This is a genomic window from Bacteroides sp. PHL 2737 (assembly GCF_004115325.2).
GTDB lineage: Bacteria > Bacteroidota > Bacteroidia > Bacteroidales > Bacteroidaceae > Bacteroides > Bacteroides hominis.
The window spans coordinates 3947627-3971130 of sequence record NZ_CP040630.1 but is presented as its reverse complement, the minus strand read 5'-3'; the positions used below and the strand labels follow the sequence as shown (position 1 = coordinate 3971130).

General features: G+C 48.8%; 17 protein-coding genes and 1 riboswitch. Of the genes, 6 read left to right on the top strand and 11 right to left on the bottom strand.

Translation table 11 applies throughout. From position 1 onward, the window contains the following. Position 1: 1 nt before the first annotated feature. The 7 genes from cobM to DBK98_RS16340 form a co-directional block, all read right to left on the bottom strand. Positions 2 to 1801 (bottom strand): precorrin-4 C(11)-methyltransferase, encoded by a 1800-nt coding sequence (gene cobM / locus DBK98_RS16370; protein ID WP_032537097.1) that lies wholly within the window; start codon positions 1799 to 1801, stop codon positions 2 to 4. Beyond that, positions 1798 to 3036: a bifunctional cobalt-precorrin-7 (C(5))-methyltransferase/cobalt-precorrin-6B (C(15))-methyltransferase gene (locus DBK98_RS16365; RefSeq protein ID WP_032537096.1), complete on the bottom strand. Its 1239-nt coding sequence runs from the start codon at positions 3034 to 3036 to the stop codon at positions 1798 to 1800. Before DBK98_RS16365 ends, cobM begins: the two co-directional genes overlap by 4 nt. A gap of 32 nt (positions 3037 to 3068) precedes the next feature. Then, positions 3069 to 4478 carry a precorrin-3B C(17)-methyltransferase gene (cobJ, locus tag DBK98_RS16360; RefSeq protein ID WP_005806359.1) on the bottom strand — a complete coding sequence of 470 codons (1410 nt, stop codon included), beginning with the start codon at positions 4476 to 4478 and terminating at the stop codon, positions 3069 to 3071. A gap of 233 nt (positions 4479 to 4711) precedes the next feature. Further along, positions 4712 to 6184 carry a PepSY-associated TM helix domain-containing protein gene (locus tag DBK98_RS16355; protein WP_032537093.1) on the bottom strand — a complete coding sequence of 491 codons (1473 nt, stop codon included), beginning with the start codon at positions 6182 to 6184 and terminating at the stop codon, positions 4712 to 4714. Further along, complete coding sequence (locus DBK98_RS16350; protein ID WP_032537092.1) at positions 6184 to 8538, bottom strand: TonB-dependent siderophore receptor; 2355 nt, start codon at positions 8536 to 8538, stop codon at positions 6184 to 6186. Before DBK98_RS16350 ends, DBK98_RS16355 begins: the two co-directional genes overlap by 1 nt. After that, positions 8535 to 9452: a sirohydrochlorin cobaltochelatase gene (locus DBK98_RS16345; protein ID WP_032537091.1), complete on the bottom strand. Its 918-nt coding sequence runs from the start codon at positions 9450 to 9452 to the stop codon at positions 8535 to 8537. The genes DBK98_RS16350 and DBK98_RS16345 overlap by 4 nt, the downstream gene beginning before the upstream one ends. Before the next feature lie 3 nt (positions 9453 to 9455). Then, positions 9456 to 11531, bottom strand: a complete 2076-nt coding sequence (locus DBK98_RS16340) for a TonB-dependent siderophore receptor (RefSeq protein ID WP_032537090.1) — start codon at positions 11529 to 11531, stop codon at positions 9456 to 9458. Between the two features lie 54 nt (positions 11532 to 11585). Next, positions 11586 to 11824: riboswitch (cobalamin riboswitch) on the bottom strand. 810 nt (positions 11825 to 12634) lie between these two features. On the opposite strand from DBK98_RS16340, the gene DBK98_RS16335 reads away from it, so the two are divergent. The 6 genes from DBK98_RS16335 to DBK98_RS16310 all read left to right on the top strand — a co-directional run bounded on the left by DBK98_RS16335 (position 12635) and on the right by DBK98_RS16310 (position 18571). Further along, the gene (locus tag DBK98_RS16335) at positions 12635 to 13402 is read left to right on the top strand and encodes a threonine/serine exporter ThrE family protein (RefSeq protein WP_033572612.1); all 768 of its coding nucleotides are present in this window, start codon (positions 12635 to 12637) and stop codon (positions 13400 to 13402) included. Next, complete coding sequence (locus DBK98_RS16330; RefSeq protein WP_005777972.1) at positions 13399 to 13884, top strand: threonine/serine exporter family protein; 486 nt, start codon at positions 13399 to 13401, stop codon at positions 13882 to 13884. The genes DBK98_RS16335 and DBK98_RS16330 overlap by 4 nt, the downstream gene beginning before the upstream one ends. Positions 13885 to 13917: 33 nt before the next feature. Beyond that, entirely contained in the window at positions 13918 to 14652 is a 735-nt protein-coding gene (locus DBK98_RS16325; protein ID WP_005806344.1) for a DUF6064 family protein, read from the top strand. Between the two features lie 71 nt (positions 14653 to 14723). Beyond that, complete coding sequence (locus DBK98_RS16320) at positions 14724 to 16058, top strand: cobyrinate a,c-diamide synthase (protein ID WP_032537089.1); 1335 nt, start codon at positions 14724 to 14726, stop codon at positions 16056 to 16058. Then, positions 16058 to 16630 carry a cob(I)yrinic acid a,c-diamide adenosyltransferase gene (locus tag DBK98_RS16315; protein WP_032537088.1) on the top strand — a complete coding sequence of 191 codons (573 nt, stop codon included), beginning with the start codon at positions 16058 to 16060 and terminating at the stop codon, positions 16628 to 16630. Before DBK98_RS16320 ends, DBK98_RS16315 begins: the two co-directional genes overlap by 1 nt. Before the next feature lie 36 nt (positions 16631 to 16666). Then, complete coding sequence (locus DBK98_RS16310; protein ID WP_080714610.1) at positions 16667 to 18571, top strand: ATP-binding protein; 1905 nt, start codon at positions 16667 to 16669, stop codon at positions 18569 to 18571. Here DBK98_RS16310 and DBK98_RS16305 read toward each other — a convergent pair. The 4 genes from DBK98_RS16305 to DBK98_RS16290 all read right to left on the bottom strand — a co-directional run bounded on the left by DBK98_RS16305 (position 18534) and on the right by DBK98_RS16290 (position 23488). Continuing rightward, a complete protein-coding gene (locus tag DBK98_RS16305; RefSeq protein ID WP_032537086.1) occupies positions 18534 to 19724 on the bottom strand; it encodes an ABC transporter permease in 1191 nt (396 codons plus the stop codon). The two genes, DBK98_RS16310 and DBK98_RS16305, sit on opposite strands and share 38 nt — an antisense overlap. Further along, positions 19708 to 20880, bottom strand: coding sequence for an ABC transporter permease (locus DBK98_RS16300; protein ID WP_032537085.1), 1173 nt, complete (start codon positions 20878 to 20880; stop codon positions 19708 to 19710). The genes DBK98_RS16305 and DBK98_RS16300 overlap by 17 nt, the downstream gene beginning before the upstream one ends. A gap of 145 nt (positions 20881 to 21025) precedes the next feature. After that, positions 21026 to 22024, bottom strand: coding sequence for an HlyD family secretion protein (locus tag DBK98_RS16295; RefSeq protein WP_005806331.1), 999 nt, complete (start codon positions 22022 to 22024; stop codon positions 21026 to 21028). A gap of 15 nt (positions 22025 to 22039) precedes the next feature. Continuing rightward, positions 22040 to 23488 carry a TolC family protein gene (locus DBK98_RS16290; protein ID WP_005806329.1) on the bottom strand — a complete coding sequence of 483 codons (1449 nt, stop codon included), beginning with the start codon at positions 23486 to 23488 and terminating at the stop codon, positions 22040 to 22042. Positions 23489 to 23504 lie beyond the last annotated feature (16 nt).

The following is a 23504-nucleotide window of genomic DNA, read 5'->3' as shown; positions in this document are numbered from 1 at the left end:
TTTACTTACGGAATAGATGTTTAAATTGGTGTGAGTACAGGCGTGATAATCCTTCACGGTTGTCGATGGCGTCGCCTACGACAATCATGGTGGTCAGTGTCAGGTTGTTCTCCTTTACGATTTGTGCCAGATCCTTCAGCTCGCCACGATAGATGCGTTCGTCTTTCCACGTCAGATGATAACAAGCGGCAACGGGGGTAGTGGGAGGATAATGTTCAAGTAATTCCTGTTGAACCTGATCGATCACACCCGCACTGAGGAAGATGCACATGGTGCTTTGCGAACGTGCCAGCAGGTTGAGTTTCTCTTTCTCGGGCATGGGCGTGCGTCCTTCGCCTCGGGTGAGGATGATGGTTTGTACTTTCTCGGGGATGGTGAACTGTGATTGCAAGGCAGCGGCCGCGGCCTGGAATGACGAGATGCCCGGAGTGATGTGATAACGCATGCCGTATCGGTCGAAGAAGTTCATCTGTTCCTGGATAGCACCATAGATGCAGGGATCGCCCGTATGCAGGCGGACTACCAGCTGTCCGCGGTCGTAAAAGTCTTTCATCAGGGCAAACTGTTCTTCAAGAGTCATGGACGCCGAACTGCGTATGGTGGCTCCGGCTTTGGCACATTCGGTCAGTTCGCGCGGGACGAGGCTACCGGCATAGAGAATCAGGTCGGCTTCTTCAAGGAAACGGCGTCCGCGTACCGAAATCAGTTCGGGATCGCCGGGACCGGCTCCCACAATTTCGATGTGCCCTTGGCGTACGGCTACGCTGTCCAGGGCAATGGCAACGGTAAAGTTCTCACATTTCTGCTTCGGCAGAATCAGCGGGCCGCCTCCGGCTGTCAGCAAGGCTGAGGCTTCGGATACGCTGGGCGTACCCATGTATTTATCGACTACCTCGCTTGGGGTAGGTACATCTACCTGGCTGAGTTGGCTGGCTGTGTACAAGTGCAGTTCATAAGCATCGGCAAGCAGTTTCAGTACTTCTTCATGCTTTTTCTCTTCAATGGAGGAGATGGTCCGAATGGCGGCAGGTATGATGTTTGCCTCCAGTAAGGTGTTCATCAGGCGGGTGATGACGGCATTCTTCGGGCCGGCGTTACGTGCCAGTCCCATACCCATGTGCAGCACTTTGGGTACATAGTAGAGTGCTTGCATGCCGGAAGTTTCATACAAATAAGGAGTGACGAGCAGCAACAGGCGGTATTTGCCGGTATCTATGTCCTTGAAGTTATAGAACACATCTACGTGTGACGGCAAGGTGTGTTCCAGTTGGGCAGTGCCTTCGTCACGAATATCGAGTAACAGAGCGGTCGGTGCACAGTCGACGAAAAGGGAGATCAGGTGGTTCATGTCGCAGTTTTCGCTGGGGATTGCCTGCCAGTCGTATTTCTTTCCGAGGGTGTCGAGTGCCCAGAGTCCGGTGCGGTCGCTACGGGTGGTGATGACAGGTTCGGCACCCAGAATGCCTGCCACATATTGGGTGAGTCCGTTGGCACCGCCGACGTGTCCGGAGAGTACGGAAATGACGTAGCGTCCCGTACTGTCTACGCATAGCACGGCGGGATCTGTCTTCTTATCTTCAATGCAGGGAGCGATGGCACGCACACAAATGCCCATCGCCCCGATAAAGATAAGTGCGTCGGAGTCGCGGAACAGTTGTGGAACTGCCTCCTGAAGGGCCGGGATATGCCGGCAGTCGGCATTTGCGATGGTAGAGAAAATTTCAGACTCAGGTAGTTCCTGCTTGAGGGTTTTTGCCATGGATATGCTGGCTTCTGATATTACGATAATAGCTGTTTTCATTGTTGTTCGGCTTTGAGTATTTCAATGGGGTTGTATTCATTGACGGCAATTCTTGTTCCGCTGAGGAGCCGGAGTCCGGCTTCTCTTATCCCTTCGATAAAGAGCGACTTGCTTTCTTCGGATACGGAGTTGAAGACAATGCATCCTCCCGGAAGGAGGTAATGGGAGATGCGTGTAATTATTTCCTTCAGATGTCCGCCATGCCCGCCGATAAAGACGGCATCGGGGCGGGAAATGGTGTCGAGGTCGGCTTCAAGGAAATCACCTATGAGGATGGTGATGCCCGGAGTGCCGAAACGCCGGCTGTTGACCTCCATCAGTCTTTGTCCTTCGGGACGGATCTCAAAGGAGGTAACGTGCAGGTGCGGGAATTGCAGTTTGGCTTCGATGGATACGGAGCCGGTACAGAAACCGACATCCCAGAAAGAGACGCGGCGATTCAGTTCCAGCGCACTGAGTGTAAGCAGACGGATGGGAGCTTTGGTGATCATCCTGGTACGCCCGTCCAGCAGTTCGAATTCTTCATCGGGGATTCCGAGTGGAGGAAGATTTATACGCGCTCCGGGGTGGGTGGGAGTATAGGTGTCGGGGTACTGATGGACAATCAGGCAGTTGGGATATTCAAAGGTCAGTTCTGCCGCCTCTTGAAGTTCCAGCCGGCGGATACGTTCCCGTTCCGGGTTGCCCAGATGTTCGCCGACGTACATCGTATAATGAGTGTAGCCATAGTCCAACATACGTCGGGCTATAGCGGCAGGGGTGTGTTCCCTGTCGGTGAGAATGCCCATTTTCGGTGTGCGTTCTATCAGTGCCCGGTCAAATTCATGCCAGGGACGCCCTGTGAGGGATACGGTGCGCATGTCGTCATAAGGCATGACTAATCGGTGAGCCAGTGTTTGCAGGGAGTTGAAGGTAGGATAAAGTTGTATCCCCGCCTCGGGCAAACGCCGGCGGATGGTATTGGCGAATCCGAAAAAGAGCGGGTCACCCGAAGCGAAGACAACAATGTGGTCGTAGGCCTCGTAACGGGCAAATACCGCGTCGAGAGGGACAGTGATATCGATCCATTCCGCCCCTTCGGGAAGGAAGGCGGAGATGATGTCATGGTGACGCAAGCCCCCTGAAAAGACCTTACCCTTGCGTATCAGTGCCTGTATCGAGGGTGGGAGATAAGGAGCAGGGCTGTCGTCCAGACCGATGACAATGAATTGGGTGGGATGATGGTGATCTGTCATGTCTTTAAGTTTCTAATGGGTTTTCTCTCCTTTTAAACGTCTCTTCCTGGTCTTAATTGTTCGGCATCCGGATAACAGAGGATGGCGTTGACCAGTGTGGCTGCCAGGTTACTGCCTCCTTTACGGCCTTCTACAATCAGTTTGGGGATGTGAACGAAGGGTTTGGTCATGTGCTTGGACTCCTGTACGTGGACAAAACCTACGGGAGCGGCAACGATGCCGGACGGGTGCGCTCTCTCTTTGCGGATCAGGTCGCACAGTTCCATGAGTGCCGTGGGAGCATTGCCAAATACGAATAGAGCGTCCGGGTGTTCTTCTACGGCCAGGCGGATACCGGCTTGTGTGCGGGTGATGCCTTTAGAGGCAGCCATTTCTGCTACCCTTTCATCATTCAGGTAACATTTTACCTCGACACCCAGACGTTGCAAGGCACCTTTGCGAATGCCGGATGCAGCCATGGTCACATCTGTGACAATCGTTTTCAATTTTCCCTCACCGATGGCATGATAAAGTGAAGCCACTGCACCGGGGTCGGTGTAGAGTAATTTTTCCATATCAAAGTCCGCCGTTGTGTGGATGGCATGGAGCAAAGCCCATTTATGGTCGAGCGGGATGTTTTTGTTTTTCAATTCTCCATCGATGGTACGGAAACTGCGTATCATAATATCCTGTCCGATGCCGGTTGCGTCTTCTTTTGTCTCACGATAATACCCGCGGGGAGTAATCATCGTTTCACCGAAAGAGTAGGTTTGCGAATTACCAATGATGATGACCGTGAACATGTCTACTTCTTCCGGATCGAATGCGGAAAGAGTCGTTACGTGTATTTCCTGTTCATCTCTGCCCGCCTGGCGGACATATCCCACCGGAGTCTCCGGCGAGCGCCCTTCCTGCAGAAACAATTCCCGGAGGCGGTATAGCTGCCAGTAGCGTCCTTCGCTTTTGGGGTTGTAGACGGCAGTTACAAAATCGGCTTGTGCGGCAGCGATGATACGGCGTTCAATGCGTTCCCACGGAGTCATCAGGTCGGAGAGGGAGATGACGCAGAAATCGTGTCCTACCGGAGCACCCAGCAGGGAGGCAGCTTTTTGGAAAGCACTGATTCCGGGCAAGGCGATGATTTCCACATCGCTCTGTCGTTCGCGTTTCATTTCATATATCAAGGGAGTCATGCCATAGATACCTGCATCGCCCGAACTGATGACGCAGACTGTTTTGCCTTGTTCGGCGTATTCGAAAGCTTGTTCGGCACGAACCCGTTCGCGCTTCATTCCGGTGTCGATACATTCGGCATCCGGACGGACAAAGTCACGGATAAAACGAAAATAATACTTGTATCCCACCACTACATCTGCTTCACTCACGGCAGCGAGCACCGCAGGGGTAATATCTTGTTCACTTCCCGGCCCGATGCCGGCTACGATTATCTTGGGTTGTTTCATAATTTATCGGTTTTGAGTATTATTCACCACAGAGGACACAGAGGGCACAGAGTTTTAATCTCTTGTTTATATGGATGTTTAAGAGAAAGATATTCTCTGCGTCCTCTGTGTCCTCTGTGGTGAACCTGATTCATTTCCTATTCCTGATTTAGAGAAACTATGTAGCAAAGATACGGATTAATCCGTTTTTAGCCTTTTATTCGGGAACATAAAGATGGGTGGACCCTTTCATTTTATCTTTTTATTTTCTTTCTGCATTTACGTTCGATGTACCTCACTCCGAGCACTACACCACTCAGCGAACAGACAGTACCGCCCAGCAATAGTACCCAAAGAACGGTTTTACGGAGTGTAGGCGAAGAGTTCAGCCCCTGTATGCGTAAGCGGTGCAGGGCAGTGTACATCCAGTATTTCCAACGGGCCGTATCGTTCACATATCGTACGGTGCCCGTTTCCGGATGGATGTAGTAACAACTCTTGTCTGCGTCGCCGACAGTGACTTTCCAGACGGGCAACAGACTGCGGTTACGGTACATCCGGGTCATATCCCTGTAGTAGGTTTCAAATTCGTTGATCAGTGTTACATGTAGCCGGGCACTGTCACCATGTATGGCTCTCACGGCATCCGTTATCTGCTTTTCGTCCAGTTTCAGCGGGCGCGACAGGGAGTCCGATGCATCGATATATAGATCTCCTTCACTTCGTTTTACTATATAGTAAGGTTGCGAGCGGAAATTACTCCATTCTATCTGGCGTACGTCGGGATATTCGGTTAATATCCGGCGGTAATCCAGCACATACTGCTCTAACCTCGGTGCTCCTTTCTTTATTTCGCGTGTGGGATTTTTATCTAATACCGGTTTGCTGATCCAGGACGGAACTTCTGCCAGTGACATCATTCCGCTGAAACAGAATGTCAGCACGAAGAGACCGAAAACGATTCCCGTCACATAATGCCAGTGATACCACTTTTTGCGATAGGGAGAGAAACTTTTTCCCTGTTTGCGTGAGCGGCGCCAGATGTCGATACCTATCCACAGTCCTGCAATCGTCATCAGGCAGCCAATGCCCGACAGCCAGATCACCGTGACGCTCCATAAAGCGGCATCTTGCCGGAGCCAGGTGAAGTAAACCCAATGTGGAATAGCCCCCAGCCATGCCCAGAAACGTTCGTTACGGGTGGTGAACTGCAATACTTCTCCACTTTGTGAGCCGATGTATAACTGGTGTCTCTCCGCATCGGCAAAGTGGAACTTATAAATGGGAAACTCCTTCTTCAGGTTACCGAACGGAATCCATTGGTCGAGCCGGTTCAGCGTATCTATCCGCTCCACCGGCGCACTGCACCATAGGGACGCTGTCCGGCGGATACGGGATCCGTCTACAGATGGTAGTACCTGAGCAGAGTCAGCGGGCAGATTATGTTCACCTTTGTCCGTGCGGATGTGGAAGACGGTCTGTCCGAGGTATCGGTCTATCCGGATTCCTTTCACTTTTTCACCTTCGGGCAGTCGGGAAGTGATTTCGCCGACAAAAGGCAGTGAAGGAGACAGGGGTTCCAGTTTCTCTAATTTTTCAGCTTGAGATGCACGTGGAAATCCGTGGTACATCATGACAAAAGCTGATAGGAACCAAACTAAAAACAGGATACTGAGCAGTGTGCCCAGTACCCTGTGAATGGTATACATCAATTTCGTGATCATCATTATAAAGTATAAGACGCAGAAAGCATGAAATTACGTGGCATGCTTGGTATCAATTGATTGCCAAGTGCCTGGTTGCAGTATTCCTTGTTGAACAGATTGTTGACGTTGACTCCCAGACGCACATTGCTCTTTAATGTATAAGAGAGACCGAGGTCGGTCAGCCAGTAAGCATCGAACGAACTTGTATTGTCTGAGTTGCGGTACACTTTGTCCTGGAAACTGGTAGAGAGATTCACTCCCAAACCTTTCAGCATACCTTTTGAAACCGTATAGGCACCGAAAGCGTAGAAGGTATTTTTAGGGATATAAGCATACTGCTTGCCTTCGCTTGCGTTTGTCTGCATATAAGGGTTGTTGGCCAGGTCACGCACTTTGGCGTCGGTGTATCCGTATCCGGCACTCATAGACAGGTTGTAAATAGGACTCCAGGTAATATCAATATCGAATCCTTTGGAATCCATTCTACCCACTTGCCCTACAACTTTTTTGTCCAGTTCTACACCATTGGCAATGTCTCCTTTGTTTGCAAGAGTCTGGCGGATATTATCTTTATTAATATAGAACAAGCTTACGTTAGCCTGCAACGTACGTGTGATCTCGTATCGTGCTCCCACTTCTACCTGGAAACCTTTCTCCGGCTTGAATACCTCTTTACCATTTATCGGAATAAACTCTTTACCATCTTTATCAATGTAAATGGTATTAGCGTCATAAAATGCGCGGATAGGTTTGAAGTAAGTACCGTATGAACCATAAATGGACACTTTGTCAATAGGCAGATACACCAATCCGGCACGGAACGTAAAGGCACCGTTGGTGATTTTGTTATATGCATCGTCATCCGGTTTGTCATAATGGCGTCCTCCGTCGCTGGTGTTCAGGTTGGCGGTCTTGTACATGAACAAGTCATAACGTCCTGCCAGCATCATTTTCAGTTTATCACTGAACTCCACCAGGTCTTGCAGGTAAAATCCGTGGGTGAATGTTTTCTGTGCGGTGACAAATCTGAAAGGCGCTTCCATCCAGCCAATGCTGTGTGGATTATATACCGAACCGTGTCCTGTGGTTCCGGGGCCGGTAGCTCCGGTACTTCCGCCACCATAAGCCATGTAAGAGTCACGCATCAGGGATACAAAAGAGTAACCGCCCAGATAGTTGTGCACAACGTCTCCAGTATAGAACTTACCGCTTGCTTCCAGTTGGTTGTTCACTGTTTTAGCGATATGTGAGAAGCGTAGCGGATAACTGTAATAGATGGAATCCAGACAGATATACTTTTTGGTGTCGTTACCTTGCTTGTCTTTGGTCATGTAATAATGATCATAGATAGGGCTGTCACTTGTCAGATAGTCCAATGACTCAGTACCGAAGTAATCAATATCGTCATACGTATAAGAGAGTTTGTCCATCAGCTTGAACGCTTCGCTGAAGGTGTGTTTATACAGGACGGATACGTTGAAACCACGGTTGTACATAAAGTCCGATTCACTGTTGTAGCGGGCTTTTTTGTTCAGTCCGGGCAGGGCATCTCCTTTGCTTAGGTATTTGCTGCCGTCTGTGGCTGAGAGTATATCATAAGACATTGTGGGAGGTAAACCGATCTCGGTCGGATAGAAATCGCGGTTGGCGCCGATACGGATGTCCAGTTCGTCGCTTTCAGTCAGATGTCCGCCAAGGGCCAGGTATCCGGAAAGACGTTTGGTAGCATTACTTCTCCATCCTTCCTGATCTTGCCAGTTGACGCTTGCACGATAGTTTAGGGGACCTACCAGTTTGCCGCCTAACGCCATTGTAGCCTGTTTGTTATAATAACTGCCATAAGCGAGACGTGCGTATACGCTTTGTTTGCTTACGGGAGCTTTACGGACAATGTTGAGAACGCCACCTACGGCGGACTGTCCGTAGAGTACCGAAGCCGGACCTTTCAGCAATTCGATACTTTCAACGGAAGACAGGTCCATAAACGGATAGGAATTGTCGATGGATGAACGTTCGTCACGCACTCCGTCCACCATAATCACGGAATTATCGAACCCGCGGATGGAGAACTGCGTAAAGGCTCCGTAGGAGGTGCGGAAGCGTACGCCTGGGAGGAAACGGGCAGCTTCCTGTATGTCCCGGATGTTTCGTTTCTCAAGCATTCCGGAAGTGATTGAATTGGTTGAAATGGGAATGAACTTGGCGGGAACATCCAGTTTCAGGGCATCGGTCTTTCGTCTGTAGTTGGTTGCCACTACTACTTCGTTGATTGAGAATATAGAATCATTGAAGTTGGTATATTTTTTGTTTTGCAGCTGTGCCTGCGAGGGGAGCAATAGTGCACTGCCTATTGCCATTAATATCACTCTTTTCATTCGTCTTTTTCTTTTGCATATTTGGCTTTTTTCTTCATAATGTCCACCATTTTGTGCTTCAGCATAAACCGGGCATGGTCGATAAACAGTTGTTGGATAGCGGGTATTTCACCCAATCCCTGCATACGTACATCTACTTTCAAGCCTTCCTTTTCAAGAGCTTCTTTCCAGTCGACGGCAATGTCGTTGTTGGCATGGTCACCTGCTACAAACATAAAGGGAACCAACGTCACTTGCTTGGTTTTGTTATCCTTCAGTTGCTGAAGCATGGTGTCGAATGTAGGGTAACCTTCGATGGTACCTACATGAAAGTTTTTCAATCCTTTGGCTTTCAGCATATAGTCGATCATGGCATAAGTAGCTGTACTTGGGGTATAAGTGCCATGTCCGACGAGGACCACACTGCCTTTTTCCGGCTTGCTGTTGCCCAGGATATCCACCACAGCCTCAGCGTCTTCTACCGAATAAAGAAGAGGGTTACCTACCCGGATCTCTTTAAAGAATGACGCTACTGAGGCAACGTCACGTCTCAACGACTCCATCTCAACACCTTCTATAATGTTAGTACTCTGCACAATGACATGTGTATAGCCATCTCCGAGAAGTTTCAACAGTGCTTCCAGTGGACTGGGTTTCTCAATGCCGCGAGCTTTGAGGCGGCGCATGACAATACGTGAAGTATAAGCCTCGCGCATTTCTAGTTGTGGGAATGCTTCTTTGGCTTTGGCATTGATGGCATCGATTGTTTTGGTACGGGTGTCATCGTATGTAGTACCGAAGTGTACCATAAGAAGGGCGGCTTTATCGCCCGGTTGCATGGTGGCCAGCATATCGGAGGCCACGAAGTTTCCCCCTTCGTGCGCGGAGCAGAAGAGGGAAACTAACAAGAGTAAAGAGAGAATAGATGTTTTCATTGGTTATTTCTTGAATCGGAGAGTTAAACTTACATATGCCATACGTCCCGGAGAAAGAAGTGCGTAGTTAACGCCATTGGGACGGGTATCACGTTTGTTGAAAATGTTGTCGAGCCCCATGCCGAAGTCCAGTCCCAGGTGTTCGAATCCTGTCAGTGAATGTTTTACGTTCAGGTTCCACACCCCATAACCCGGAGCGTCACCATAGCTGTGTCCCGGATGGAAGCGTTTGCTCTGGAAACGTCCGTTGATGTTGATGTTCAGCAGATAGTCATCCCAGGAATGGCTGTAATTCCCCGCTACGGTTCCTGTGTGGCGTACCGAGCGTTCAATGTTACCCCATACACCGTCCACACTCTTGCCACGTGCATAAGCGTAAGCATAGTTTCCGTTCAGGCTGAAGCCTGCGCCGAGGTTGGTGGCTGCGTTTACTTCAAAACCTCTGACAACACCTTTGTCGAGGTTGCCGTAGAGTTTGTAGTTAGCTAACGCTTTTGTTTCAGAGTCTGTCAGGTTGAACTCTTTTTGGGCCTGAGCACGTAACTCTTCACCGTTAGGAAGATCTGCAAGTTTATATGTAGTAGAATTAATCATATCATCTATATAATTCAAATAACCGGTAACAGAGACATTTAAGCGGTTTGTATTGTATTCCAAGTTAACAGAATAATAATTACTGTGTTCTGCTTTCAAATCTTTATTACCTTGTGTGATCGTTTTGCCTTTATTCATATAATAATAAAGTTCGTCCAGACCAGGGGCACGGTAACCGGTGGAGTAAGTACCACGAATATTGAAAGCACCTACTGAATACATCACAGCCACTTTCGGAGTAAAGCGTCCTCCTGCCAGTTCGTGATAATCGTAGCGTACACCGGCAATACCGGTCAGACAATTCCATAATTTAATTTCGTGTTGCGCATAAGCAGATGCTGTATACACAGACTTATCTACCTTTGCACTGGGACGGTCCAGGCTTTCTGAACGGTAATCTACTCCGACTACAGTCATATTGTTTCTGGCAAAATTGAAGATACCTTTTAACTCTGCGTCATAGAAATGTTGTTCTTTAGTTTTGGCATAGTCTCCGATGGCAATCTTGCTTTTGTCGTCAGCCACAGTATATTTATAATTTTGCATGTAGTTGTCATTCATCAAATCCAACTGAATAGAAGACCGCTTATTGATTTTATAGCGTCCGCCTACACCGAAGTTATATGATTCGTAATGCAAGTTATATTTAGAACCTCCGTCGATGCTTTTATCGTATACAGGGCGATCTGTTAATTTCCAGTAGTAACCTCCATTAGCATAGAAAGAGAACTTCTCAGTCGGTTGGAAAGTGAACTTTTGATTTACTAAATTTGAGTGGAAGCCATTGGATGTAGGCGATACGGTGGGAATAGTTGATACTGCTCCTGTTTTACTATCTGTTACGTATGCTAAGTCACTGTTTCTCCACCCTGCGCTTTGTTCATGTTTGTAGGAGGTATACGAACCGAACTTTTCAGTAGCGATGTCCGCATTTACCATTTGTGTCAGTTGGCGGTGATCTTCATATCGGGTGGTAGAAGTCACCTGCATCAGTTCTTTCGGTTCATTGGTGATGATGTTGATTACACCTGCAATGGCATCAGAACCATAAAGTGATGAACCTGCGCCGTCAAGCACCTCGATGCGTTTCACGCGGCTCATGTCGATGCGTGAGAGGTCGATATTGTTCGCTGTGTCCCCTATCAGTTTTCGGCCATTAATCAAGATGAGTACATATTTGTTGGAGAGGCCGTTCATCATCAGGTAAGAACCCATTGAGTTGGTAGAGAATGAAAGGGAAGGAACGAGCATGGTCATTGCCTGCTGAAAGTCTGTGATACCGGCTTTCTTTATTTCGTTGGCAGTTACTACTTCCACCGGAGCCGGTGTGTTTTTCAGTCTTTGGTGTGTACCGGTACCTGTCACAACTACAGGGTTCAGGTCCACAGTCATCTCTTTGTCTTTGCCTGTTGCGTGTTGCTGTGCAAACGCACTCACCGCTGCACATCCTCCCAAGAGAATGGTCAGTAAGCATCTTTTGTCCATTGATGTTTATGAATAATGTGTTAATAAACGGCCTTCCTGACCCCGGGACGGCACTGTTATCTATGTCTGCTCGGCAGGTTTCCTGACTATCCCTTTTTTAGAAAGCAACCTTCCCGCCTTGCCTTCCGGCATCGACAGTGGTATGTGTAGAAATGCTTTCCTTTCCTCCTTTGAACAGAATGCGGAGTATATGGGCATCACAGTAGCGGGCACTGTTCCGGATTCTCACCGGATTCCCTTTTATGCATCGAACGGAATGCTTCGACTGCATCACCTAAGCGGGGGCAAAGATATACATTTATTAGTTTATATAGAAATAAATTAAAGAATATACTTATTTATAGGTATATCGGAGAAGTGAAGCCTTTTATATTGGGAAAGGCGGATGTCTTTTAGTCAAAAGGACGCGGTTTACTGCTTATTTGTAGCAGAAAGAAGGGATTTACTCTGTTTTTAAAACAAGGGAAGAATTCTATATGTGTGAAATAGAAAAGTAGTCCGCATAAATATGGCATTAGTATACGATATCCGGACTGTTTTGTGATTAAATATACTTTGGATGATCAGAGATGATCGATTTCTTGCCTTTAGGAAGTTAATATTGTCTTTATATGAAGTTAACATCGTATTCGGAGGAAGTTAACATTGCGTTCAGAGGAAGTTAACATTGTATCCGGGTGAGGTTAACACTCTAAAAAGTGGCACTAAAAGCTCTGTTTCTTACGCTGGTTGACTCCGTCTCGATGCTCGGCCGGATTAATCGTTTGGATTGTAATATCAGTTATTTATATGCTTTATGCTACAGAATGCAGTGGATATATTTTAATTTGCTTGGAAGATATGTTCACGAATGTTCTTTTGTTTTTGGAGAATTGTAAATACGGCACTTTTTCCGGAGAGGCCTGGGACAGACTCCGAAAAATGCGCTACAAGCCACATAGAAAATACAAGATGACAGAATGTCAAAATGTCAATGATGGAAGATGCTGAATGGAAGCAGGAAAGCGGTGCGAAACAAGATTTGGATAAAATGAAAGGTTGCATCATGTCTCTCTTTCCTATCTTTTTTGTACTTTTGCGGCCGATTTTAAAAAGTGAGCATTATGACTACAAATGAATCTTTGATTTCCATATCCAAGTTCATTGCCGGATATTCGGCCCATCTGATGGGAGCAGGTGTGCACACCTCACGTGTCATCCGTAACTCGAAGCGTATCGGAGAAGCCTATGGGGTGGATGTGAAGTTGAGTGTTTTTCATAAAAACATTATCCTGACCATTATTGATAACGAAACGCGTGAGGCTTGTAACGAAGTAATTGATATTCCTGCCCATCCGATCAGTTTTGAACACAACTCTGAATTGAGTGCTTTGAGTTGGGAGGTTTATGACAAGCATCTGCCTTTACACGAGTTGGCGGACAAGTTCAATAAAATTATATCGGCACCGAAAATAGATCCGTTGTTTGTGCTTTTGCTGGTTGGATTCGCCAATGCTTCGTTCTGTAAGTTGTTTGGTGGTGATATCGTTTCTATGAGCATTGTCTTTTCGGCTACTATCACGGGACTTTTCCTGAAGCAACAGATGCAGAAGAAGAAAATAAATCATTATATCATTTTTATTGTTTCCGCTTTTGTTGCGTCATTATGTGCGTCGACGGCACTTATTTTTGACACTACCTCTGAGATAGCCCTTGCAACCAGCGTGCTTTATCTGGTACCGGGCGTGCCGCTGATCAATGGTGTGATCGATATTGTAGAAGGATATATCCTCACGGGATTTGCCCGGTTGACGGAGGCTGCCCTGCTGATTGTCAGCATTGCGATAGGTCTTTCGTTTACATTGTTAATGGTTAAAAACAGTTTGATATGATAGCTTTAGATATTCTTTCCGATGGATTTTTTGCCGCAATTGCGGGTATTGGTTTTGGGGCTATATCCGATCCGCCGTTGCGGGCTTTCAAGATGATTGCGTTACTTGCGGCTGCCGGACATGCCTGCCGTTATTGCCTGATGACTTTTCTGGGGGTGGATATTGCTACGGCTTCTTTGTTCGGAGCATTGATTATCGGTTTCGGCAGCTTGTGGCTCGGGCAGAAAGTATATTGCCCGATGACCGTACTCTATATACCGGCATTGCTTCCGATGATTCCGGGTAAGTTTGCTTATAACATGGTGTTTTCACTGATTATGAGTCTGCAAACAATGAACGAGCCGGAGCGGCTGGGTAAATACATGGAGACATTCTTTGCCAACGGACTGGTGACCTGTACCGTTATCTTTATGTTGGCGGTGGGAGCCACTTTCCCCATGTTCCTGTTTCCTCACAAAGCATTTTCCCTGACGCGGCATTAATAAATTAATCTGTTTAATAAGAATCTATATTTTATGGAGATATTCTGGAAAACTATTGCGTATTATAATTCTGCTACCTGGATCTATCAGTTGCTGATCATTGTTGCCGGCTTGCTGCTGACAGTGATGCTAATAAAGAATCCCCGTCCATGGGTGAAGATGGGCATGAAACTGTATATGGTTTTTCTGTATTTGTGGATTGCCATCGCATACTATGCCATCTGTTGTGACGAGCGCAGCTATAACGGGGCATTGGCTGTGTTTTGGATTGTTATGGCTACGATATGGGTGTGGGATGCCGTCACCGGATATACCACTTTTGAGCGTACGCATAAATACGATATGCTTTCGTACGTGCTGTTGGCTTTGCCATTCGTATATCCTTTGGTGTCTGTCGCAAGGGGACTTGCTTTTCCCGGCATTACATCGCCGGTGATGCCTTGCTCGGTAACCGTTTTCACCATCGGTCTGCTTCTGTTATTCTCGCGCAAAGTGAATATGTTTCTGGTATTGTTCCTGTGCCATTGGTCTCTTATCGGTTTGTCGAAAACTTACTTCTTTAATATTCCGGAAGATTTTTTGCTGGCCAGTGCAACGATTCCCGCATTATACCTCTTTTTCCGGGAGTATTTCCTCAACAATCTGCATGCCGATACCAAGCCTAAAGCAAAATATATTAATTGGTTACTTATTCTTGTCTGCGTATCTATCGGGATTTTACTGACCACGACCATGTTTCTGGAACTGGTGCCGACCCAGCAGCCATAGCGCATTTTTACAGACAAAGATATACCCTTAGAGAGAAATATCCGTATCTTTGCAGGATAAAAACTGACAATATGGAGTATAGGATGATTTCTCAGTTTCTGATAGCAGCCCCTTCTTCGGGCAGCGGAAAGACAACGGTCAGTCGCGGATTAATGGCACTATTGATAAAGAAAGGGTTGAAAGTACAACCTTTCAAGTGCGGGCCCGACTATATCGATACCAAATATCATACGGCAGTTTGCGGGCGTCCTTCCATTAACCTGGATACCTTTATGGCTTCGGCAGAGCATGTGGGGGAACTTTATGCCCGCTATGCCACAGGGGCCGATGCCTGTATTGTGGAGGGGATGATGGGCATGTATGACGGATATGACCGTGACCGGGGTTCTTCGGCCGAAATAGCCCGCTTGCTGAATTTACCCGTCGTATTGGTAGTCGATGCCAAGTCGGCGGCCTACTCGATGGCTCCTCTGCTTTCGGGTTTCCTTCATTTCCGTCCTGAGATAAGAATAGCGGGAGTTATCTTTAACCGTGTAGGGTCTCCCCGTCATTACGAAATGCTACAGGAAGTATGTAGCGAATTGGGTATTTCCTGTTTAGGATATTTGCCTAAGCGGGAGAATCTGGTGCAGGAATCCCGTTACTTGGGGTTGGACTTCAGCCGTTCGGGAGGGACGGATGCACTTGAGGAGTTGACCGCCTTAATGGAAACACACATCGACTATACCCGCCTGCTTGAAGAGACAATGCTTCCTGCCCCCATACCTTCTACTCCGGATACTTTCCGACAAGGAGATTTAAAAATATCCGTGGCATGCAGTGCAGAGTCTTTTTCTTTCATCTATCAGGAACATCTGGATATACTTCGCCGTTTGGGAACCGTTACCTTTTTCAATCCTGAACACAATCGTCCGTTGCCGAAAGGAACCGATCTGCTCTATCTTCCCGGAGGCTATCCGGAGAAATGTCATACCCGGCTGAGTCGGGCTTGGCGAAGAATGCAGTCTGTCCGTAACTATGTAGAGGCGGGCGGGCGCGTGCTTGCCGAATGCGGAGGGATGATTTACCTTTCTAAAGGTATTCTCTTCGACCGGCCGGAACATCCGGGGATTGCGACCGGACCGCAAACAGGGGTATTTCCTTTCTATATTTCAAGCCGTAAAGCTGATAGGCGTTTGACGTTGGGGTATCGGTCTTTCGATTATAACGGACAGCATCTTCGCGGCCACGAGTTCCACTATACGCAATTCGAACCGAAGACGGAAGAACTGCCGGAGTCTGTCACTCAGGCATACAATGCCAAGGGAATACCTGTCGGTACACCTGTGTTCCGATACAAAAACGTGATAGCCAGTTACACGCATCTATACTGGGGAGAGATTGATTTACTTAAATTATTTGAATAATGAAACGAATCTATACACGGACCGGCGACCGGGGAACAACCGGTATTCATGGTGGAGAACGGGTAGAAAAAGACGATATCCGGATTGAAGCAAACGGAACCATCGATGAATTGAATGCGGTGATCGGCATCATCCGTTCATTGCTTCCGCAAACACATGATTGGCAAAGGTTGCTGCATACCCTCCAGCAGGAGTTGATGGTGGTTATGAGTCATGTAGCGACCCCGTCGGCCATTCGCGACAAGAACCCGAACAGTCTATCACCTCATCTGGCAACCTTCTGTGAGCAGGAAATGGATGCGATGACGGCCGAGCTGAAAGAGAATGGTTATTTCCTGCTGCCCGGAGGCACACCGGTTTCTGCCCAATTGCAGTTTGCCCGCACAGTTGCCCGAAGAGCAGAACGCCGTCTTTGGACTTTGAACCGGCAAGATGCCGTCCCGGAAGAAATCCTGAGCTTTATCAACCGCTTGTCCGACCTGTTTTTTGTTATGGCACGCTATGACATGCAACAACAGGACTGGCCGGAAGAGCGCTGGCAGTCGTTCGCATATAAGACAAAGAAAAAATAAGGGGCCTATCCCAAATTCTGTCAAAACAAAGCAAACATAATGATTAGCAAAACTCCTTTGGACAATGTAGCCAAACTGAATAAGATTTGTGCCGATGCACAAATCGGATGGTGGGAAGTGAACTTTAACACAGGACAATGCCTTATTGCGGAAACCCTGCTTAAGGCGCTGGAAGTCAGCAGTGAATTGTTGAGCATAGACGAATTAATGTCCACCGTACGCCGGGACTATCGCAAACGCATTATGGACGAATTCATGTCCATTCCCCAAAAAGGAGTATTCGAACAGACCTTTCCCGTATCTTCCAGCCACGGTAACATCTTCTGGATGCACTGCGCACTGAGCATGGAAGAGGAAAATGAAGAAGGACAGCTGATTGCTACCGGATATAGCCAACGGATAGAAAACCCGGAGACAGAAGGTTATCAGTGCGTATGGAGCCAACGTAGCGATAAGTTGTTTCACGATATATTCAACAACATTCCGGTCGGTCTCGAGCTATATAATAAGGAGGGCGTGTTGCTGGACTGCAATAACCGGAACCTCGAGATATTCGGAGTAACAGACAAGAACCGGATCATCGGCCTGAGCCTGTTTGAGAGTCCCAATGTGACTCAGGATATGCTTGAAAGCCTTCAAGCCGGCTGTCCCGGCAGTTTTCATTTGCATTATAACTTCGACGAAGAACGCAGGCTCTTCCGGTCGGAACGGAGAGGGATGGCCGATCTTGATGTGCGGAGCCTGATGCTCTATGATGCGGAAGGGAATCTGTCGAACTATCTGCTGATGAATATAGATAATACCGAACGCAATAATGCACTGAGCAAAGTGCATGACTTTGAGAACTTCTTCTCTATTATTTCCGACTATTCCAAGGTGGGATATGCGAAAATCAACCTGCTGGATCACACCGGATACGCCATCCGCCAGTGGTACAGGAATCTGGGTGAAAGCCATGACACGCCGCTGACGGATATTATCGGTGTGTTTTCGTACATGCACCCCGATGACCGGAAGTTGGTACTCGATTTCTATGAAAAGGCCAAAGCGGGTACGGAACGTTTCTTTGACGGTGATCTGCGTATCCGCCGGGCAGAGGGTTCGGACGAATGGAACTGGATACATAAATCTTCCATGGTGACTGCCTACCAGTCGCCCGATCCGAGACTGGAATTAGTAGAGGTGAACTATGACATAACGGTCCAGAAAGAAACAGAGGCAGAGCTCAGGGCGGCCCGCGATAAAGCGGAAGAGTCCAACCGGTTGAAGTCCGCTTTTCTGGCAAATATCAGCCATGAAATACGTACGCCGCTTAATGCCATTGTCGGTTTTTCCGACCTTCTGATGACAGTGGACGATCCGGCGGAGCAGGAAGAGTTCCGCCAGACCATACAGAAAAACAACGTATTGCTCCTGCAACTGTTCTCCGATATCATCGACCTTTCTAAGATCGATGCAGGTTCGTTTGAGTATGTGCCGAAGCCTGTTTATCTTTATCAGTTCTGTGCCATGATGCTACAGAAGATGAAGGATAGAGTACCCGAAGGAGTAGAGTTACGGATCGATGAAGACTCACCGCTCGATGCCTGGTTCAACGCCGACAGCGGATACTTGAACCAGGTGATTACCAATTTCGTGAGCAATGCGATTAAGTTTACGCACCGGGGCACTATCACCATCGGTTACCAGATCGATGCCGCCCGGCAGCTTGAAATGTTTGTAGAAGATACCGGCATCGGTATCTCTGCTGAGAATCAGACGGCAGTTTTCGACCGCTTTATGAAAGTAGACAGTTTCGTACAGGGTACGGGCCTCGGCCTTCCTTTGTGCAAGGGCATTATCGAAAAGATGGGCGGACGTATCGGCGTCACTTCCGAATTGGGGAAGGGCTCGCGCTTCTGGTTTACGCTTCCAGTTTCTTCTTGTATACCCACACGCTAAGTCCGAAATAAACAACGGCCTGTATCCATAAGGTAATGTATTCCGGTTGTATGTCTGCCATATCGGCCCCCATCGAGTTCAGCTTGACGAAGGCGAGAGTAGCGGGTGCGGCCGGGATGATGTAGTGCATCATACGCCAATACCACGGCATCAGCTCCAACGGATAGGAGACTCCCGACAGGAAAATCAGTCCCACCGAGAAGAAAGCGATCATCAGCAGTGGGGCTTCCGAATCGGTGAAGAAACGCGAGGCGGCCAACCCGAAGAAAGAGGTTGCCATCAGGTAAGGCACCATCATGGCGGTGATGTACAGTCCGTTCCCAATGTTGGGGATACTGAAGAAGTGGGGTAACAGCCCGAGCAGGAACATGGAAAAGATCGCATAAAGCCCGCAATATACAAATGTTTTTCCCGCCACAAGGCGCGTTGCCGCTCCCCAAAGCCCGTTTTTACCGGTCGTCCTGAATGCCGGAAGTAACGGCTCTGTGGCACGGTGCTGATATTCGTCGCCCGTCAGCATACCGATGACCATCAGCAATGTCTGAAAGATAATGACCATCATGACAGCCGGAATCAGATAGGAGCCATACCCTTCGGTGTGGTTATAGAGTGCCGTGCCTGCTATGTTGACAGGTTTAGCCATCATTACGGCAAGCAGTCCCTGCGGAGGAAGGAATACGGCACCATCCATGCGGTGGGCATCATTGAGGGCAAGGTATACGCGTGAAGTGGCTTCCTGCAACGCCTCGAAATAGAGAAAGGCATCTGTGGTGGCGTATAGCGAGAACACTGCTTCCCGTCCTTGAAAGACGCGGGTTTCGAAATCATGCGGAATATACAGAATGCCTTGCACTTTGCCTTCTTTCATCCATTCGCGGGCTTCCCGGTAGTCCATTGCCTGTGCATAGACGGCTACTTGCGGCGTGGCGTCCAGCCAACGGATGTATTGGCGGCTAAGGCTGCTGTGCGAGTTGTCGACAACTGCTACGGGAGCGTCGGTCACGATGTTGGGAGCATACATATAATTATAGAGCAGCCCATAAACAAAGATACCTCCCATCAGCACCAACAGTACGGCATAACTGGTACTGATGGCACGGAATTCACGTGTGATGATGAAGGAAATCTGCGATAGTTTACCGGATATTTTCATATTTACGACTGATTATGGCTCGTCTGAGGTGGGGGAGCATCGCCAATGCCAATAGCGGGAAGATACAAAGTATCACTGCCGAAGGCCATAGGTGGATGAATCCGCCACCATAGTAGAGCATGGTTTGTGTAATCTCGGTGTAATGGCGCACGGGGAACAGATAAGAGGCGTCTCGCACCAACGGATACATGTTGAGTACCGGGAAGGTGACGCCGGACAAGGTAGCCCCCAGCGATCCGACCATGGATACGATACTGATGATGATTGCCACGGCAGGAAACAGGGAGAAGATGAACAGAGCCAGTGCCTGGGTGGCGATAATGAAAAGTACCGTCATTCCATTGAGTAGCAACCAGCTCCCTTGAAAAGGTATGTGCAGGATGCCGAACATGACAAAGTTGCCCAGTATGCCGATCAGGCTGAAAATAAGTGTATAAGGCAGCAACTTGCCGATAACGGCTATCGTGATGTCACCCCCGGCCGCCTGTAACCATTCGCCGGCCGTACGGAACTTGATTTCGCTCCCCACCGCATATACCGTGATAAGCAGTACCAGCACCTGGAAGAGTACAAAAAAGAAGGGCTGGCTCAGGTAGACCGAGTAGTCCAGCGATGGATTGTAAATCGGGTGATTGTTGGCTTGTACGGGGAGTAGGAAGGTTTCTATCTGCTGTTCGTTTACGCCCAGTGCCACGGCCTTCATCACGATAGGTGAGAGGGCTACGGGAGCAAGCGAGCTTTCGAAGGCGGCCATCAGCTCGCCTCCCACTGAGAGCAGTGCATAGTGATAATAATAATTCAGCGTAGCGTCCTGTCCCGATATCATATCTTGCTCAAAGCGTGGAGGAATGGAAAGGTAACCATATATTTCTTTCTGCTGTACCGCTTTGCGTGCTTCGGTTTCGTCGACGAAGTGACGAACCACCCGGAAGGTGGGTACGGCAGACATCCGCCGGGTAATATCCCTCGAGGTGGCCGTATTGTCCTGGTCGACAATGCCGATGGGGATGTTCTCCATCTGTCCGTTGCCGAATATGGTAGCCATGAAGAAAAGCGTGAATAGCGGAAGCACCAGGCAGACGCCGAAGTAAAGGCGCCGTGAGGTCATCCGTCGCCACTCACGTTGTACGACACGGGTGATAGGGGATTGTTGCATAATGATTGGTTTTTGAGTTTGATTCACCACAGAGGACACAGAGGGACAGAGAAAATATATATTTCTCTTTAATATTCTATAAACAGAAAATTTAAACTCTGTGCCCTCTGTGTCCTCTGTGGTGAATCGTATTCATTTCTATTCTCTATTTGATCTCCACCAATACCGACATCCCCGGACGCAACCCTTCCACTTTCCGGGTAGGGCGGGCGTGGATCTCGAAAGTCCGTAAGTCGTAGCTTCCTGTTTGTTTGGTCGACTTCCAAGTGGCAAAACTCCCCAGCGGACTGATATAGTAGATTTTAAACTCGATTCCCTTTTCGGCGAGGGCCGGCACGTCTCCAATGAATGTACCTCCCATGCGGAAGTTTGGCATCAGGTCCTCCCTTACATTGAGAACGACATGCACGTCGTCCATCACTACCAAATTCATGATCGGAGTGCCCGGTGCCACAAGTTCGCCCCGTTTTGGGAAGATCGTTGCTATCTGCCCGTCTTCCGGCGCAATCAGGCGGGCATCCACCAGCAGTGATGAAACTTCATCGACCGTGCTGTTGGCCGCGTTTACCATGGAGCGGGCCGAAGCTTTATCTTCACTCTGCGCCCCGTCCACTGCCATCTGGTATTGTTCGTAGGCCGCACGCTCGGCTGCCTGAGCCGCTTTATACATGGCTTCTACCTCGTCCTTGCGTTGAGAGGTGACCACGCTGTCCTTGTATAAGGTGAGGATGCGGTTATACGTTGTCCGTGCCAGTGCCAGGTCACTCTGGGTTTTGTTCCACAGTTGCTGCGCCGTAGCTATGATTTGCCGGCGGGTTCCGGCATCTATCTTCTTGTTTTGCTCTACAGCCACTTGCTTTAATGCGTCCACCTGGCGGTATTTCGCCTCTACGGTGGGACTGTTGATGACCACCAGCGTATCACCCTGTTTCACCCACTCGCCTTCGTCCACCAGGAAGGTGTCGATGCGTCCCGGCAGTTTGCCGCTGATACGGATTTCGGTTGCTTCGGCCTGACCTTGCAGGATCAGGGGCTGGCGGCGCATGGCAATCATTCCGATGGCAGTGAACAAGGCTACTGCCACAAGTACGGCGATGAAGGCGATGCTTAAGGTTCTGCCTTTTTTAGATTCTGACTTCTCCATCTCTTTATTATTGTTTTATTGATTATTTTGCAGGTTCGAGTATTGTTCCGGTATGCCGCACAGTGCCAGCAGATTCATCAGGGTTACGTCATACTCGTAGTAGGCTGCCAGTCTGGCCACCTTTGTTTTCGATAGCAGAGTTTCTGCGTCTACTACTTCTGTTGAAGTTGCCATTCCCTCGGCGAAGGCTTTTTTCCGCATCCGCACCAATTCTTCGCTCAACTCGATGGTAGTGTTCAGTGCCCGCACGTTATCGAGTGCCTTTTGCAGACCGGTGTACAGTTTGTCCACTCCGACGGAAAGATCGTCACGTGCTTTCTCCTGCCCCAATGCGAGAGTCTGTTGGGTCAGGCGCGATTGCCGGATCCGCTTCTCCCGTTCCAGTCCGTCGAAAAGGTTCCAGGTGAAACCTATGCCGACCATGGTGCGAGGCAGCAGATTGCTTTGTATGCCATGAGAGTAAAGCGTCTGCTTACCGAAGAGGGCGATATTGGGCAGATAGCCGCTCTGGTCTATCCGGACCTGTTGCTTGGCCATGTGTTCCTGAAGGTTCAGTTGGTTGAGCAGGTAGTTGCTGATGCCTACCACCTGCAAAAACTCCATCTTGGGAGGTAGGGTATCGTTGATAAACAGGGGAGAGGAAGGTGTGATGTCTCCGCTTGTTTCCAGATTGAGCAGGGTTTTCAGCGTACGTTGCACCACGGCCTCTTCCTTGCGGGCGGCTTCCAGCTCGCGCAGTGCCTCGTCCATGTTGACTTGGGCAAAGAGGCGTGCCGCCTTGTCTATCATGCCGGTGGCCTCCAGCTTTAACGCATTCTCGTAATGGAGCTTCAGTGCCTGGTACGATTCCCGGCGGACACTGACGACTTCCTGCGCCAGGCGCAGGCCGTAATAGCTTTCGGCAAGCAGCGTGCGCTGCGTGGCGTCTACCTGTGCCCGGTTTTCACGGGCGAGGTCTATCATTGTGTTGCCTATCTTGGTGGCATGAATACGTTTGCCTCCGGCAAAGAGCACCCATTCGGCGGTGAGGTCTACAGTGGTCAGGTTACGCGGCGCCAACGGGAAAATAAGTGTGTTCGTGCCAATCTGGTCGAGTATGGACGATATGATCTTATCATCCGGCAGGATGGTATGTACAAAGTCTTTGGCCGGATCGGTGAACTGGGAAAGGGGTTGTTTCACTTCGATCTTTTCGGAAAGGTGCACAAATGCGCCCGTCGATTGCAGGCTGGGCATCCAGAAGGCATTGAGCTTTCCCCGTTCGGCACGGGCTATGTCGATACCTTTGTCGGCTATCTTGAGGCTTTGGTTGCCCTTGTGCAGCAGTTGCAACGCTTCATCAAAGCTGAGTTGCTGCTGCGAAGTTTCCCGCGTGGGAGGGAGGCTTTGCGCCAGAACGGTGTTGCTGTATAAGAGTATTCCTGCCGCTATCATCAGCGCGACCGGTATTTTCTTTTTTTCCATACGTCTGTTACGGTTT

Bases quoted from the DNA above. Each gene is read 5' to 3' on its own strand.
- cobM (WP_032537097.1), bottom strand. From the start codon at position 1,801: ATGAAAACAGCTATTATCGTAATATCAGAAGCCAGCATATCCATGGCA.
- DBK98_RS16365 (WP_032537096.1), bottom strand. From the start codon at position 3,036: ATGACAGATCACCATCATCCCACCCAATTCATTGTCATCGGTCTGGAC.
- cobJ (WP_005806359.1), bottom strand. From the start codon at position 4,478: ATGAAACAACCCAAGATAATCGTAGCCGGCATCGGGCCGGGAAGTGAA.
- DBK98_RS16355 (WP_032537093.1), bottom strand. From the start codon at position 6,184: ATGATGATCACGAAATTGATGTATACCATTCACAGGGTACTGGGCACA.
- DBK98_RS16350 (WP_032537092.1), bottom strand. From the start codon at position 8,538: ATGAAAAGAGTGATATTAATGGCAATAGGCAGTGCACTATTGCTCCCC.
- DBK98_RS16345 (WP_032537091.1), bottom strand. From the start codon at position 9,452: ATGAAAACATCTATTCTCTCTTTACTCTTGTTAGTTTCCCTCTTCTGC.
- DBK98_RS16340 (WP_032537090.1), bottom strand. From the start codon at position 11,531: ATGGACAAAAGATGCTTACTGACCATTCTCTTGGGAGGATGTGCAGCG.
- DBK98_RS16335 (WP_033572612.1), top strand. From the start codon at position 12,635: ATGACTACAAATGAATCTTTGATTTCCATATCCAAGTTCATTGCCGGA.
- DBK98_RS16330 (WP_005777972.1), top strand. From the start codon at position 13,399: ATGATAGCTTTAGATATTCTTTCCGATGGATTTTTTGCCGCAATTGCG.
- DBK98_RS16325 (WP_005806344.1), top strand. From the start codon at position 13,918: ATGGAGATATTCTGGAAAACTATTGCGTATTATAATTCTGCTACCTGG.
- DBK98_RS16320 (WP_032537089.1), top strand. From the start codon at position 14,724: ATGGAGTATAGGATGATTTCTCAGTTTCTGATAGCAGCCCCTTCTTCG.
- DBK98_RS16315 (WP_032537088.1), top strand. From the start codon at position 16,058: ATGAAACGAATCTATACACGGACCGGCGACCGGGGAACAACCGGTATT.
- DBK98_RS16305 (WP_032537086.1), bottom strand. From the start codon at position 19,724: ATGAAAATATCCGGTAAACTATCGCAGATTTCCTTCATCATCACACGT.
- DBK98_RS16300 (WP_032537085.1), bottom strand. From the start codon at position 20,880: ATGCAACAATCCCCTATCACCCGTGTCGTACAACGTGAGTGGCGACGG.
- DBK98_RS16295 (WP_005806331.1), bottom strand. From the start codon at position 22,024: ATGGAGAAGTCAGAATCTAAAAAAGGCAGAACCTTAAGCATCGCCTTC.
- DBK98_RS16290 (WP_005806329.1), bottom strand. From the start codon at position 23,488: ATGGAAAAAAAGAAAATACCGGTCGCGCTGATGATAGCGGCAGGAATA.